Origin of the sequence: Uliginosibacterium sediminicola (genome assembly GCF_039631295.1) — a bacterium.
GTDB lineage: Bacteria > Pseudomonadota > Gammaproteobacteria > Burkholderiales > Rhodocyclaceae > Viridibacterium > Viridibacterium sediminicola.
In genome coordinates, this window is the sequence record NZ_JBDIVE010000003.1 from 235,813 (window position 1) to 250,637 (window position 14,825).

The 14,825-nt window shown below is 63.3% G+C and carries 12 protein-coding genes and 1 tRNA gene; 4 read left to right on the top strand and 9 right to left on the bottom strand.

Going from position 1 to position 14,825, the window contains the following annotated elements:
- Positions 1-125: 125 nt before the first annotated feature.
- Positions 126-201: transfer RNA gene (locus ABDB84_RS08065), tRNA-Phe, on the top strand.
- A gap of 236 nt (positions 202-437) precedes the next feature.
- On the opposite strand, the gene ABDB84_RS08070 is transcribed toward ABDB84_RS08065, so the two are convergent.
- The 4 genes from ABDB84_RS08070 to ABDB84_RS08085 are packed head-to-tail and all read right to left on the bottom strand — an operon-like array spanning position 438 to position 6,903.
- Complete coding sequence (locus ABDB84_RS08070; RefSeq protein WP_345919200.1) at positions 438-1,055, bottom strand: TetR/AcrR family transcriptional regulator; 618 nt, start codon at positions 1,053-1,055, stop codon at positions 438-440.
- Positions 1,052-2,542, bottom strand: a complete 1,491-nt coding sequence (adeC, locus tag ABDB84_RS08075; RefSeq protein WP_345919201.1) for an AdeC/AdeK/OprM family multidrug efflux complex outer membrane factor — start codon at positions 2,540-2,542, stop codon at positions 1,052-1,054. Before adeC ends, ABDB84_RS08070 begins: the two co-directional genes overlap by 4 nt.
- Before the next feature lies 1 nt (position 2,543).
- Positions 2,544-5,693 carry an efflux RND transporter permease subunit gene (locus ABDB84_RS08080; protein WP_345919202.1) on the bottom strand — a complete coding sequence of 1,050 codons (3,150 nt, stop codon included), beginning with the start codon at positions 5,691-5,693 and terminating at the stop codon, positions 2,544-2,546.
- 16 nt (positions 5,694-5,709) lie between these two features.
- The gene (locus ABDB84_RS08085; RefSeq protein ID WP_345919203.1) at positions 5,710-6,903 is read right to left on the bottom strand and encodes an efflux RND transporter periplasmic adaptor subunit; all 1,194 of its coding nucleotides are present in this window, start codon (positions 6,901-6,903) and stop codon (positions 5,710-5,712) included.
- A 145-nt stretch (positions 6,904-7,048) separates the two neighbouring features.
- Here ABDB84_RS08085 and ABDB84_RS08090 point away from each other — a divergent pair, with 145 nt between their 5' ends.
- A complete protein-coding gene (locus ABDB84_RS08090) occupies positions 7,049-7,654 on the top strand; it encodes a TetR/AcrR family transcriptional regulator C-terminal domain-containing protein (protein ID WP_345919204.1) in 606 nt (201 codons plus the stop codon).
- 165 nt (positions 7,655-7,819) lie between these two features.
- Here the strand turns inward: ABDB84_RS08090 and ABDB84_RS08095 are convergent, their stop codons facing one another.
- From ABDB84_RS08095 to ABDB84_RS08115, 5 genes are all read right to left on the bottom strand, one after another.
- On the bottom strand, positions 7,820-8,413 hold the full coding sequence (locus ABDB84_RS08095; protein ID WP_345919205.1) for a GNAT family N-acetyltransferase: 594 nt from the start codon (positions 8,411-8,413) through the stop codon (positions 7,820-7,822).
- Positions 8,346-8,693, bottom strand: a complete 348-nt coding sequence (locus ABDB84_RS08100) for an antibiotic biosynthesis monooxygenase family protein (protein WP_345919206.1) — start codon at positions 8,691-8,693, stop codon at positions 8,346-8,348. Before ABDB84_RS08100 ends, ABDB84_RS08095 begins: the two co-directional genes overlap by 68 nt.
- 86 nt (positions 8,694-8,779) lie before the next feature.
- Positions 8,780-10,021: an NAD(P)/FAD-dependent oxidoreductase gene (locus ABDB84_RS08105; RefSeq protein ID WP_345919207.1), complete on the bottom strand. Its 1,242-nt coding sequence runs from the start codon at positions 10,019-10,021 to the stop codon at positions 8,780-8,782.
- Between the two features lie 15 nt (positions 10,022-10,036).
- Positions 10,037-10,381 carry a RidA family protein gene (locus ABDB84_RS08110; protein ID WP_345919208.1) on the bottom strand — a complete coding sequence of 115 codons (345 nt, stop codon included), beginning with the start codon at positions 10,379-10,381 and terminating at the stop codon, positions 10,037-10,039.
- A gap of 138 nt (positions 10,382-10,519) precedes the next feature.
- Positions 10,520-11,473, bottom strand: a complete 954-nt coding sequence (locus ABDB84_RS08115) for a LysR family transcriptional regulator (RefSeq protein ID WP_345919209.1) — start codon at positions 11,471-11,473, stop codon at positions 10,520-10,522.
- A gap of 150 nt (positions 11,474-11,623) precedes the next feature.
- Between ABDB84_RS08115 and ABDB84_RS08120 the strand changes: the two genes are divergently transcribed.
- Together ABDB84_RS08120 and ABDB84_RS08125 are read left to right on the top strand one after the other, a co-directional pair.
- The gene (locus ABDB84_RS08120; protein ID WP_345919210.1) at positions 11,624-13,168 is read left to right on the top strand and encodes an amidase; all 1,545 of its coding nucleotides are present in this window, start codon (positions 11,624-11,626) and stop codon (positions 13,166-13,168) included.
- Between the two features lie 36 nt (positions 13,169-13,204).
- A complete protein-coding gene (locus ABDB84_RS08125) occupies positions 13,205-14,806 on the top strand; it encodes an ABC transporter substrate-binding protein (protein WP_345919211.1) in 1,602 nt (533 codons plus the stop codon).
- Positions 14,807-14,825 lie beyond the last annotated feature (19 nt).

Below are 14,825 nucleotides of genomic sequence, written 5' to 3' on the forward strand. Positions count from 1 at the left end.
TGTACGTTTGGTGCGTCCTTCCACGCTCTATCGGCTTGCCTTGGCAGATATTGAGCCCCATCTCAATTTCCTGAAAACTAGCCTTGCAGAATTAAAAATGCTTGGCTATAATGCTCAGCTCATTTGGCCAGTTAGCTCAGTTGGTAGAGCAGCGGATTGAAAATCCGCGTGTCCGTGGTTCGATTCCGCGACTGGCCACCAAGCATTCCAAGACAAAGCCTCACCCTTGCGGGTGGGGCTTTTTCGTTTCTGCGGACAGAAGTCCGCAGTCTTGGTGCATGGCCTTGGTTTTTCTGGATGAGCTGTAGTGGGGAGTGGGGAGTGGGGAGTGGGGAGTGGGGAGTGGGGAGGGCGTTCCTATCCAGCCGTTCCGGAGCCTTGCTGCGCAAGACTCCGGCAGCGACGGAAATTATGTCGGCGGACTTCGATCACGCGTGTTAGGCCTCTTCCGGAGTCTTCGCACTCGCCCCCAGCAAAACCAGCCCCGGCGCTAGATGGAAGGAGCGGTCCAGGTTCGCCTGCGGATCATCCATGTGTTCGGCGATGACACCGGTGCAGGCCGCCAGCAGGCAGCGTGCCACGTCGATGGGGGTGAGCCCGCGTCGCAGTTCGCCGCGTTCGTAGGCGATGTTGAGCACCTTGGTCAGGCGCTCCAGCGAGTTCAGGATGATCGCTTCCAGGCGTGCGTTCAACTCCTCCGGCAGTTCAGGCGTGCCGCGATAGCGCACCACCACTTCTATCCTCAGCCGCTGCCGCGTATCGCTCAGGTAGTGGTGCATCTTTTGCCACAGCACCTCGCGCAGCAGGTCCAGCGGATTCTCGGCCTGGAGATAGTCATCGAGGTTCGCACCGATGTCGAACGGCCAGACCAGCTCTTCGAAGACTGCCGTCACCAGCGTGGTCTTGTCGGGAAAATGCCAGTACACCGCCCCGCGGGTGAGTGCGGCGCTGGCGGCCACCTGCTCCAGCGTGGTCGCACGCACGCCGCGCTGGGCGAAGGCTGCCAGCGCGGCATCAAGCAAGGTGGCGCGGGTCCGGTCTGCGCGAGACATCATGGCTCCCGTGTAGCGAGTTCGGTCCCGACGGGTGCGCCGCTGTGTTCCACCCAACCGCCGCCCAGGGTCTTGTAGAAAGTCACCAGATTGGTCCAGCGCGAGAGCCGGGTGCCGATCAGGTTCTTTTGCGCTGAATACAGTGTGCGCTGCGAGTCGAGCACGCTGAGATAGCTGTCCACCCCGTTGTCAAAGCGCGCCTGCGACAGGCGGAAGGAGCTCTCGCTGGCCTCCACCAGCGCCTCTTGGGCTTCCAGCTGGCGGCCTAGCGTATTGCGCTGGGCCAGCGCATCGGAGACTTCACGGAAGGCAGTCTGGATCGCCTTCTCATACTGCGCTACGTAGATGTTGCGGCTGATGGTGGCGATATCGAGATTGGCGCGGTTGGCGCCGCCGTCGAAGATCGGCAGCGTGATTTGCGGCACGAAGCTCCACGATCCCGAACCGCCCTTGAACAGCCCCGCCAGGCGAGCGCTGGACGTGCCAGCGTTGGCCGTGAGGCTGATACTGGGATAGAACGCTGCGCGCGCCGCGCCGATGTTGGCATTGGCGGCGCGCAGGTCGCGCTCGGCTTGGAGGATGTCGGGCCGGCGTTGCAGCAGGTCCGAGGGCAGCCCCGGCGGAATGGTCGCTAGTGGGCTGGCGGCCGCCAAGCGGGTATCGGGTAGCCCCTGCGGCAGCAGCGATGCCGGCAATCCGGCGCCCACCAGCAGTACCAGCGCATTACGGTCTTGCTCGACCTGGGCGGAGTAGCTTTCCACATCCACGCGGGCGCTCTCGAGGCTGGTCTGCACCTGACGCAAGCTCAGCGCCGAGGCGGAGCCCAGCTCGTAGCTGCGCTGGGTCAGCTGATAGGTGCTGTGCTGGCTTTTCAGCGTCTCTTGGGCCAGCCGCAGTCGGTCCTGGTCGGATGCCAGCGTCAGCCAGGCGGTGGCGACTTCGGCGATCAGGCTGATCTGGGTGCTGCGACGTGCCTCGGCAGTGGACAGGAAGGATTCCAGCGCCTGTTCCTTGAGGCTGCGCACGCGACCGAACAGGTCTAGCTCGTAGGCGCTGAAGCCGAGTGTGGCGGTGTAGTTGCGCGCGGTCACGGCCCGGCCCGAGCTGGACAGATCGGCGGGCGTGCGGCTGGCCGATTCGCTGGCAGCGGCATTGATGGTCGGGAACAGCGCGGCGCGTTCCAGGCCGTACTGGGCGCGCGCCTTCTCGATGTTGAGCACGGCCACGCGCAGGTCGCGGTTGTTGTCCAGCGCCAGTGCGATCACCTGCTGCAGGGCAGGATCGGTGAAGACATCACGCCAGCCGATATCCGCGACGGCAGTGGTGCTGGCATGGGTAGCAGCATCACCGGCAAAGCGGTTCTCGACCGGGGCGTCGGGTCGATGGTAAGCAGGCATCAGGGTGCAGGCGCCTAGCAGTGTGGCCAGCAGCAATGGTGTCAGCACTGCACGGGGGCGGACCGGGGGGCGGATCGAAAGGGGACGATTCATCTCAATGCTCCGTGGAAATCGCAGGTTGGCCTTGCGGCTCGTCCGATGGTTTGCGACCGAACAGCGCCATGATGGTCAAGAAGAACAAGGGCACGAAGAAGATCGCCAATACGGTGCCCGAGATCATCCCGCCGATCACCGCCATACCCAGCGCGTGCTGTGCGCCGGCGCCGGCGCCACTGCCCAGCACCAAGGGCAGGACCCCCAGGATGAAGGCCAGCGAAGTCATCAGGATCGGTCGCAGACGCATGCGCGCGGCTTCCATGGTGGCCGCCACCAGACTCTTGCCGTGTTCGTGGAGGTCCTTGGCGAACTCGACGATCAGGATCGCGTTTTTGCAGGCCAGACCGATGGTGGTTAGCAGGCCCACCTGGAAATAGACGTCATTCATCTTCCAGGTCAGGATTGCTCCGATCAGCGCGCCCAGCACCCCCAGTGGCACCACCAGGATCACCGAGAACGGTACGGCCCAGCTTTCATAGAGGGCGGCCAGCGCCAGGAACACGATCAGGATGGAGATCGCGTAGAGGATGCCGGTCTGGCCGCTGGAGGCCTTTTCCTGCAGGGACAGGCCGGTCCATTCATAGCCGATGCCCGCTGGCATTTTCTCCAGCGCGGCCTCGACGATGGCCATGGCCTCGCCGCTGGAGGCTGCGCCTGGCATGGCCATGCCCAGGATTTCCATGGATGGCACGCCGTTGTAACGCTCCAGGCGCGGCGAACTGGAGGCCCAGTAGGCGGTGGAAAAGGCGCTGAACGGAACCATGGTGCCGGCGCTGTTGCGTACGAACCAGCGCTCGACGTCGGAGGGCAGCATGCGGTATTGGGCATCGCCTTGCAGCATCACCTTCTTGACGCGGCCCTTGTCGATGAAGTCGTTGACGTAGCTGCTGCCCCAGGCGGTGGAGATGGTGTCATTGACATCCGACATGGCGACGCCCAAGGCACCGACCTTGTCGGTATCGACGTCGAGGCGGAACTCCGGCGTGTCCTCCAGGCCGTTGGGACGTACCGCGACCAGGCGCTTGTCCTGGGCCAGCTCAGCCAGCAACTGGTTGCGCGCGCGCATCAGGGCAGCGTGACCGAGATTGGCCTCGTCCTTCAACATCAGGTCGAAACCGGTGGCATTGCCCAGTTCGGAGACGGCCGGTGGGGCGAAGGCGAATACCCGGGCATCGCGGATGTTGGCGAAGGCAGCGCCGGCCTTGGCCGCAACGTCGGTGACCGACAGGCCCGGCCCCTTGCGCTCGTCCCAAGGCTTGAGCTTGATGAAGGCGAAGCCCATGTTCTGGCCGCTGCCGGCGAAGCTGAAACCGGAGACCGCGAAGACTCCCGCGACGGCCTCCTTCTGATCTACCAGGAAATGCTGCTCGACCTGGCGGATGACCTCGTCGGTGCGCTTCTTGGTCGCCCCCGCGGGCAACTGCATGATGGCGAACAGCGTGCCCTGGTCTTCATCTGGCAGGAAGCCCACCGGCAGTTTCATGAACCCCACCACGACCAGTGCCAGCAACACGGCATAGGCGGTCATGTAGCGCCTGCCACGGCCGAGCATGTGACGCACGATGCCCTGATAACGCAGGTTGCTGCGATCGAACTGGCGGTTGAACCAGCCGAAGAAGCCCGTGGTGGCCAGGGCATGCCCCTTGGCGACCGGCTTGAGCAGTGTCGCGCACAGCGCCGGGGTCAGCACGATGGCCACCAGCACCGACAGCGTCATGGCCGAGACAATGGTGATGGAGAACTGGCGATAGATCACACCCGTGGAGCCGCTGAAGAAGGCCATCGGCACGAACACCGCCGCCAGCACCAGCGCCACGCCGACCAGCGCGCCGGTGATCTGGCCCATCGACTTGCGTGTGGCTTCCTTGGGCGAGAGGCCTTCCTCGGACATCACCCGTTCGACGTTTTCCACGACGACGATGGCATCATCGACCAACAGGCCGATGGCCAGTACCATCGCGAACATGGTCAGGGTGTTGATGGTGAAACCGAACACGGACAGTACGCCGAAGGTCCCCAGCAGCACCACCGGTACGGCAATGGTTGGGATCAGTGTGGCGCGGAAGTTCTGCAGGAACAGGTACATCACGAGGAACACCAGCACCACGGCCTCGATCAGGGTGCGTACCACTTCCTCGATGGAAATGCGCACGAAAGGCGTGGTGTCATAGGGCTTCTGTACCTTCATGCCTGCCGGGAAGAACTTCTCCAGCTGGGCCACGCGGGCATCGACGGCCTTTACGGTGTCGAGCGCATTGGCGCCCGCGGCCAGCTTGATGGCCAGGCCCGCCGCCGGCTTGCCGTTGTAACGGCCCACCGAGTTGTAGCTTTCGCTGCCCAGTTCGATACGGGCCACGTCGCTCAGCTTGACGCGGGCGCCGCCGCTGAGTGTGCGCAGCACAATGTTATTGAACTGCTCGGCGGTACGCAGACGCGTCTGGGCCGTGATGGTGGCATTGATCTGCTGATCATCGGTCGCGGGCAAGCCGCCCAGCTGCCCGGAAGACACCTGCACGTTCTGCGCCTGGATCGCGTTCTTCACGTCCAGCGGGGTCAGGCTATAGCTGTTGAGCTTGTTGGGGTCGAGCCAGATCCGCATCGCATATTGCGAGCCGAAGAGCGTGATGTCGCCCACGCCTTCCACGCGGCTGATGGCGTCCTGGATATTGGCAGCCACGTAGTCCGACAGGTCGGAACCGCTCATGCTGCCATCTTCCGAGGTAAAGGCCAGCACGTTGAGGAAGTTGGTGGCGGACTTGGTCACCGTGACGCCCTGCTGCTGCACTTCGGAGGGCAACAGCGGCGTGGCCAGCGATAGCTTGTTCTGCACCTGTACCTGGGCGGTATCGGGATTGGTGCCGTTCTCGAAGGTCAGGGTGATGGTGACCGAACCCGAGGATTCGCTGGTGGACGCCATGTAGCTGAGACGGTCCAGCCCCTTCATCTTCTGCTCAATGATCTGGGTGACGGTGTCTTCCAGCGTCTTGGCTGAAGCGCCGGGATAGTTGGCCGTGATGGCGATGGCCGGTGGCGCGATGGCCGGATATTGGGCGATTGGCAGGGTCAGCACCGAAACGGTGCCGGCTAGCATCACGATGATGGCGAGTACCCACGCGAAGATCGGACGGTCAATGAAGAAGCGAGCCATGGTTCTTACCCGCCTTTCAGTGTGTACCGGCGCGGGCGCCGGTCACAGCGGTGGTCGTGCCCGATGCAGCGGCTTTGGGCGTCCACTGCACGACCTTCACCTTGGCCCCGGCGCTGGCGAGTTGCTGGCCTTCGACCACCAACTGCTCACCTTCCTTCAGTCCGCTGCTGACCAGCCACTGGTCGCCGATAGCGCGGTCAGTCACCAGCGAACGCTGTTCCACTACCCCGTCGGCATTGACCACGAAGGCCACCGGCTTGCCCGCGCCATCCCGACTGACAGCTTGTTGCGGCACCAGCAAACCCTGCTGGCGCACCCCTTCCTGCAACACGGCACGTACATACATTCCGGGTAACAGGTCTGTCTTGGTGTTGGGGAAGACGGCGCGTAGCGTGATGGCGCCGGTATCCTGGTTCACCGTCACATCGGAAAATTGCAGCGTTCCCTCCTGAGCATAGGTACGGCCGTTCTCCAGGATCAGCTTGACCTTGGCGCCGTTGCCGGATTTCTGCAGCTCGCCGTTGGCCAGCGCTTCCTTCAGGTTCAGCCAGGTGGTGCTGGATTGAGTGACATCGACGTAGATGGGGTCGAGTTGTTGAATCGTGGTCAAGGCAGTGGCTTGGCTGGCCGTCACCAGCGCACCGGGCGTGACGGTGGATTTGCCGATGCGCCCCGAGATCGGCGCATCGACTTGGGCGTAATCCAGGTTGATGCGGCTGGTTTCCATGTTGGCGCGGGCGGAGCTCACATCGGCCTCGGCCTCGCCCAGCGCTGCCACGGCGTCATCGTAGTCCTGCTGGCTGACCGCCTTGATGGCGACCAGCTCCTTGTAGCGGCCGGCCTTCAGACGAGCCGTTTTCACGCTCGCCTCAGCCTTGGTCAGCGCCGCAACGCTATTGTCATAGGCAGCCTTGTAGGTCGCTGGATTGATCTGGTAGAGCACCTGGCCTGCCTTGACATCACTTCCCTCGCGGAAGTTGCGGACTTGGACGATACCGCCGACCTGAGGCCGCACGTCGGCGATTTGATACGGCGAGGTACGGCCAGGTAACTCGGTTTGCAGAAGCACAGGCTGCGTGCGCACCGTCATCACGCCGAGCACGGGTGTTCCCGCCGCAGGGGGCGGGCCGCCCGGCGGCTTTCCGCATGCACTGAGTACGCTGATGATCGCCAACACGGCGGCAGGCCTGAGGATGGTGGATGTGCGCATAAAGGGCTCTCTGAAAAGGCAAACTGGTTTATAACAATACCGAACTGTACGGTATTATTAATTGACAGTTTCCGACAAGTCAAGCAATACTGAACCCACATGTACGAAAAAGAGATGTGACCTAGACAACAACGGGGACTTGTCAATGAGAGTAAAGACTGCGGCTAAACGCGAAGCCATCCTGGCGGCCGCGGCCGAAGTGTTCAAGGAGTCGGGATTCGAAAGGGCGTCGATGGCCGAGATTTCGGCGCGCATCGGTGGTTCCAAGGGCACGCTGTACGCGTATTTCAAATCGAAGGAAGAGCTCTTCGTGGGCGTAATGCATCAGGAAGCGAAGAAACAGTTCGATCCGATCCTCGATGCGCTGGATAACGACACAGCCGAGCTTGAGAAAACCTTATGCGTATTGGGAGAAAAGATTGTTAGCTTTCTGTGCCAAGAGAGCTCCATTCAGACCCGCCGGATGATCGTCGCCGAATCCGGCCGCAGCGATATCGGCCGTCGCTTCCACGAGGAAGGCCCGAAGATCGGCATGCAGCGCGTCGCCGCCTTCATGAAGAAGCAGATGGACGCCGGACGGCTGCGCCAAGGCGATCCGCTACGGGCGACTCTGCAACTGTTCGCCTTGCTCGATTGCGAAACGGTGACGCCGATGCTGCTAGGGCTGGAGACCTCGATCTCGCGTCCCCGCATCAAGCGTCTGGTAAGCCGCGCCGTGGAAACGTTTTTAGCGGCCTACGCCGCGCGTTGAGGTCTTCTGCTTTGTCTAACACGCAAACTTCAATTTGCAAGCGTATCTGCCAGCTCCCCGGTTCGAGGCTGGCAGGTGGCGCTTGTTCGTTTCCGGGGGCGCCGCAACTTGGCAAGCTGCCGGCTTGTAGCAAGCCGGGCGATCAGCTTCCATGCGGGCGACTGCCTACAAGGTCTTTTCCATGAAAATCTCGGCTACCTCGTTGGCATTGTATTTTTCGATCTCGTAAAAGCCTTTTTTCCTGAAGATGGATAAGGCGGCGTGGGCGCTTTTCATCGTGTCCAGACGCAGTGTGCGCAGTTGCCTGGCACGGGCCGCTGCTATCGCGTGATCCATCAGCTGCGCACCGATGCCCTGTCCTTGCAGATCGGGCAAGACGAAATAGCGCTTGATCTCGCCGATGCCCGCGGCGCGATCAATGATTTTCAGGGCAATCGTTGCGATCAGGGTGTCGCCCGACATCAGCACCCAGAAGTCTCCGCCGTCGCGCTGGTAGATTTCTGCAATGTTCCGGATGTCTGCTTGGCGGCCCGCCGGGTCAAATGCCTGACCACGACTTTCAAACACGATCTGCAACAAGGCTTCAAGCCGGTGTTGCTGCGCGGGGTTGAAAGATACGGGTTCCATGTTTTCGATTGTCAGGCAAGGCAGGGCTTGAGCGCCTGCACTGGACAGGCGGGCGGCTTCGTCTTCACGCAGGTGGTGTGCCGTCTTGGCGGGCCTCGGGCAAGGTGAGCGCACTGAGTTGCGCATCGCCATAAGTTTTGATGACCTCGGCAATGATGACCTGGTATCCCGCGAGCCAGTTAGCGTGTTTCGCTTTGGCTTGCTGATGCTGGGGGTGGCAGATCAGTTGCTGCAGCGCTTCGAGCGACTGCCAGTAATACACATTCGAAATCAGCCCCGTACTGCTGTTCTCCCAGCTTTCCTCGCCGATGTAGCCGGGGATTCCCTTAGCCGCCTCGGCAATTGCTTGATCGAGCCGGTGGAACTCGTCGTCGTATTGCTTCTTGGAAAATATGAAGGTCGATGAGTACATTGTTGTTTCAATTAAGTCGATTCAGTCAGGAGCCCTAGTGATTGAATGATTACCCGTCATCCAGGAAGCATGCGCTTCAGGGTTGCTCAGGCGCCGAAGCGTGCAGGGGCGAAGGGTTCTGCTTTGATGAAGGGGGTTTGGCTGTCGAACAGATCGGCGAGCAGGCGGCCACTGGCTGGCCCCAGGGTGAAGCCCTGGTGTGCATGACCGAAGTTGAACCACAGACCTGGGTGGCGGGCGGCGGCGCCGATTACCGGTTTCATGTCGGTGGTGCAGGGGCGGGCGCCGATCCAGGGCGTGGCTTCGAGCGGGGCGCCGAGGGCCAGGGCGCGGGCGGCGACCTTCTCGGCCATCGCCAGCTGTACCGGCGAAGGTGGCGCATCGCGCAGGGCTAGTTCGGCACCGGTGGTGATGCGCAAGCCGGCGCTCATCGGCGCCAGCATCACGCCGTCGTCGGCGCACAGCACGGCCATTTCGAGCTGGCGCTCAACCTGGTAGTGGCGGTGGTAGCCGCGTTTGACGAACAAGGGCAGGTGGTAGCCGAGCGGGCGGATCAGGTCATCGGCCCAGGGGCCCAGCGCGACGACGACATCGGAAGCCTGCTGCGGACCCTCGGCGGTGATTACCTGCCAGCCATGGCTGGTCTGGCGCAGGGTGCTGGCGTCGCCGCTGACCAGGCGTCCGCCGCGGCGCTGGTATAGCGCGGCATAGCGGGCGACCAGTTCGCCGGGGTCGTTGACGGCCCAGGGATCCACCCAGTGCACCCCGCCGGCAAAGCGCTGCTGCAGCGCCGGTTCGGCAGCGCTCAGCGCATCGCTGTCGAGCGCCTCAAAGCGCACGCCGTAAGTGTCGTGGTAGTGGCGGGCCTTGGCGACGCCCTTGGCGTAGCTCTGCGCGTGGCGGAAGGCGAGGCGGAAGCCGCTTTCCTTGACCAGATCCTGCGCGCCGGCACTGACTATCCACTCGGCATGCTCGCTGGTGGCGTGGGCGATCAAGGTGGACCAGTCGCGTGAAATGCGGGCGTGGCGCTTGGGCGAGGAGTGGTACCAGTAGGCGGCCAGACGCGGCAGCAGGCTGGGCAGCGCACGCCAGTGGTAGCTGACGGCGGCGTTGAGGCCGAAGGCATGCTGCAGCAGATCGGCCGGCTCGCGCGGCAGCGGATAGGGTTCGACGGCTTCGCGCTGGATCAGGCCGGCATTGCCGTAGGAGGTTTCACGGCCGGGCGCCTTGCGGTCGAGCAGTAACACATCGTGGCCACGCGCCTGCAGGTGTAGTGCGGTGCTGACGCCGACCATGCCGGCGCCCAGGACAATCACGCTCCTCGTCATGATCTGCGTTCTCCCTCAGCCGCGTGCGCCGGCGATAACGGTGATTTCGATGCGCGCCTGCGGTACGACCAGGCTGGCGACCAGCGTGGTGCGCACGGGCAGCGGGGCCTTGAAGCGGCGGGCGTAGGCGATATTGAAGGCGGCGAAGTCGCTCGGCTCGACCAGATAAACCGTGCAGGAGACGACATCGTCGAGATCCAGCCCCTCGCCGGCGAGGGTGTTGGCGATGCGGTCGAGGACCAGATCGGTCTGCGCGCTGATGCCTTCGGGCACGCCACCGGAGGCGTCCAGCGGCACTTCGCCGGAGAGGAAGACGAGGCCGGCGGCGCGGCGTACGCGGGAGAAGGGAAGCTCTGCCATGAACACAATCCTTGCTTGAAAAAACTTGGGTGCGTGCGCCAGAAGCGTCTGCACACGCGGTCAATCAGCTCATTCTGCGCCTGTGAAGCTTTGTAGAACAATAACGATTCTGCAGTTCTTCTTTGCCGATCTGGCAAATCAAGGGTTTTCCTCGCGATGCAGGGCTTCCAGGGGCTCGCCGATGGTGGCCTGCTGCAGGTAGCGCAGAAAGGTCTGGCATACCGTTGGCAGCATCCGCCCGGCGAGGGTCTGGACCTCCATGAAGCGCTCGTTCATCTCGCGGTCACGCAGCGGGATGGCACGTAGCGTACCCGCTTCGATGCGGCCGCGCACGGCCAGCTCACCGCACAGCGTGATCCCGCCGCCGGCGCTGGCAAAGCCGATCAGCGCATTGAGGTCATTGCTCGACAGCACGGCCTTGTACTGCAGGTTCTGGCGGCTGCAGCAGATGTCCAGTAACTGGCGCAGCGTGGTGTCGGCGCTCTCCTCGGCCAGTGCCAGCGGGTGGGCGACGATCTCCGCCACCGACAGCTGGCGGCGCTGGGCCAGCGGGTGATCGGGCTTGGTGATGGCCAGGACCGAAGCCGGGTGGCGGAATTGCACACGCACGCCAGGGTCCGGACTCAGGCCCAGGGTGACGCCGATGTCGCCATCGCCCTCGCGGATTCGCTTGGGCACTTCGCTGGGTTTGCAGACACTGAGCTGGAATTCGATGCCGGTGTAGCGCTGGCGGAAAAAAGCGATCAGCGCGGGCAGAAAGTCGGCGGCAAAGCCGGCGGTGCTGACCAGGTGGATGCGGCCCTGGCGGAGGCCGCGCAGGGCCTGCATCTCGGCGATCACGCGGTCGGCGTCCTGCTGCTGGCGTCGCGCATGGGCGGCCAGCAGTTCGCCGGCGGCATTGACCACCATGCCGCGTGCGCGGCGCTCGAAGAGCAGGGTGTCGAGCGTTTTTTCCAGCCGTGCGATCTGCCGGCTGATCGCCGAGGGCGCGACGCCCAATTGCTCGGCGGCGGCGGTAATCGAGCCACCGCGCACCACTTCGAGAAAGTAGCGCAGCGAGACTTCCTGCAGTTCCTGGGTTCTTTTGATCATGGGGGTGTCGATGGGCTGGCTGAGGGCGGACTGTGCGGCTTGAGCTTTCGCAAAACGGCAATGAAATATTGCAGATTGCTGTGTTGTTGGCAATTTTTTCGTGCCCTAAGATGAGTCCATCCAAGACCTGAGCAGCCTACCGAACGATTCATGAGCACATCCTCCACGCTTCCACACGAATCACTCCTGGCGCTGTCCGCCGTTGAGCTGCGCCAGCTCATCGGCCGCCGCGCGCTGTCGCCGGTCGAGCTGCTCGAAGCCTGCATTGCGCGCATCGAGGCGGTGAATCCGCGTGTCAATGCGATTACCGCGACCTGCTATGAACGCGCGCTGAGCGAAGCACGTGCCGCCGAGCAGGCGGTGATGGCGGGCCAGGCGCTGGGCTTGCTGCACGGTTTGCCGCTGGGCGTGAAGGATCTGGAAGACACGGCCGGCCTGCTCACCACATATGGCTCGCCGCTGTTCCGCAACCATGTGCCGGCGGCGGACAATGTGCTGGTGCAGCGCTTGCGCGCGGCCGGCGCCATCGTGGTCGGCAAGACCAATGTGCCGGAGTTCGGTGCCGGCGCCAATTCGCGCAATGTAGTGTGGGGCGCGGTGGGCAATCCCTTCAATCCCAATCTGAATGCCGGCGGTTCCTCGGGCGGTTCGGCGGCGGCGCTGGCCTGCGATATGTTGCCGCTGTGCACCGGTTCGGATACCGGCGGTTCGCTGCGCATTCCGGCGGCCCTCAATGGCGTGGTCGGCATGCGTCCTTCGCCCGGCGTGGTGCCCAGCGAGCGCAAGAAGCTGGGCTGGACGCCACTCTCGGTGGTCGGGCCGATGGGCCGTAATGTTGCCGATGCCTGCCTGCAGCTGGCGGCAACGGCCGGTGCGCATGGCGGCGACCCGCTGAGCTTCCCGCTCGATGCGCTGCAGTTCCTCACGCCGGCCAGCTGTGATCTGAGTCGCCTGCGCGTCGGCTGGAGCGAGGATCTGGGTGTCTGCGACGTTGATCCGGTCGTACGCCGCGCCTTCCGCAGCAAGATTGCGGCGATGGCCCCCCATTTCGCGCTGTGCGAACCGGTCGAGCTGGATTTTGCCGGCGCGCATGAATGCTTTGATGTGCTGCGTGCCGAGAGCTTCGTGGCCAGCATGGATGCGGCTTACCGCAAGGATCCGGCCAGCCTGGGACCGAATCCGCGCGCCAATTACGAGCAGGGCGCGGCGATGAGCCTGCGTGATGCCGCCTTTGCCCGCGCCGAGCAGACCCGCTTGCTGCAGTCCTTCCAGCGCAAGTTCGAGCAGTACGACATCCTGCTCTGCCCGACCACGCCGCTGTCGCCGTTCCCCTGGACCTCACTGTATGCCGACACCATCGATGGCAAGCAACAGGCCAATTACTACCGCTGGCTGGCGCTGACCTATGTCATCACGCTGACTGCGCACCCGGCGATCAGCCTGCCCTGCGGGCGCGACGAGCTGGGTATGCCATTCGGTTTGCAGGTGGTCGGCCGCTTCCGCAGCGATGCCGCCTTGCTGGCCATCTCGCAGGCGCTGGAGCAGGCCTTCGCCGGCGATCAGCGCCTGAGCCGGCCGCGTCCCGATCTGCAGCACTTGCCCGAGCCGGTGCCTTCTCTCAAATCCATCGTCACCGCGCCGCCCGAAGTGGGCGAGCTTGTACTGGCCGACGCCGGTACGGGCAGCGCCGTGTGAGTTGTTATCATCGATTCAGCCAACAAGGAGTTTTGCATGTCTGTACTCGCCCTCTCACGTCGCTCTGCCCTCGGGTGGATGCTTACGACCTTGGCTGCCGCCGTGATCGGCATGCCCGGGATTGCCCTCGCCGCCGGGGAGGACAGCTCGGTGCTGCGCATGGTGCCGCAGGCTGACCTGAAGATTCTCGATCCGGTGTGGACCACCGCCACGGTGACCCGCGACCACGGCTTCATGGTCTACGACACCTTGTTCGGCATGACCGACAAGGGCGAGATCAAGCCGCAGATGATCGATACCTACAGCCACAGCGCCGACGGCAAGGAATGGACCTTCACCCTGCGCAGCGGCCTGAGCTTTCACGATGGCGCGCCGGTGACCAGTGCTGACGTGGTGGCCTCGCTCAAGCGCTGGGGCTCGCGTGCCTCGGTCGGCCAGCTGCTGCTGAGTGCGACCAAGAGCATCGATGCCGTCAATGACAAGACCTTCAAGATCGAGCTGGCCAAGCCCTTCGGCTTCATGCTCGACGCGCTGGGCAATCCCAACAACCCCTTGTTCATCATGCCCAAGCGCATCGCCGAGACGCCGGGCACCACGCAGATCACCGAGGTGATCGGCTCCGGGCCCTACATGTTCAAGAAGGACGAATACAGCCCGGGCAGCAAGGTGGTCTATCTGCGCAATCCGAAGTACCAGCCGCGCAAGGAGCCTGCCTCGGGCACCGCAGGCGGCAAGAAGGTGTATCTGGAGCGTGTCGAATGGGTGATGCTGCCCGACGCGCAAACCCAGGCCAATGCCCTGGTGTCGAATGCGGTGGATCTGATCGAGCGGATTCCGCCCGAGCAATATCCGGCCTTCAAGAAAGACCCGAACCTGGTGCTCGACAAGCAGGTGGGCCAGGGCAGCATCGTCATGGCTTTCAATCATCTGACGGCACCTTTCAACAATCCGAAGATCGCCCGTGCGGCGATGCTGGCGGTCAATCAGCAAGCGCTGATGCGGGCGCAATTCATCGCGCCCGAGATGTACAGCGTGAATCCTTCGATCTATGCCAATGGCACCGCCTACTGGTCTGATCGCAGCGCCGGTTTTACCGGCAAGCCGCAGTTTGCCGAAGCCAAGAAGCTGCTCAAGGAAGCCGGTTACGACGGCAAGCCGGTGGTGTTGATGGCGCCGACCGACCACTCGACGCACAACAAGTATCCGCTGGTGATGGCCGCGCTGCTGCGCCAGGCGGGCTTCAATGTGGATGTGCAGACCATGGATTGGCAGACCGAGATTGCCCGTCGCGCCAAGAAAGATCCGGTCGAGCAGGGCGGCTGGAACATCTTTACGACAGGCTTCTTCGCGGTCGACATGATGAACCCGATTGTCATGGCGCCGCTGACCGGCACGGGTGACAAGGGCTGGTTCGGCTGGCCCAGCTCGGACAAGGTCGAGGCGCTGAAGATGAGCTTCATCGAAGAGATGGACCCGGCCAAGAAGAAGCAGATCGCCACCGCGCTGCAGGAAGAGGCGCTGTCCAAGGCGCTGTTCGTGCCGCTCGGTGAATACGTGCCTTACACCGCGATGCGCAAGAACATCAGCGGCCTGATCAAGGCGCCGGTGAATGTGTTCTGGGGGCTCCGGAAGAACTGATTATCAGGCCGCGACACGC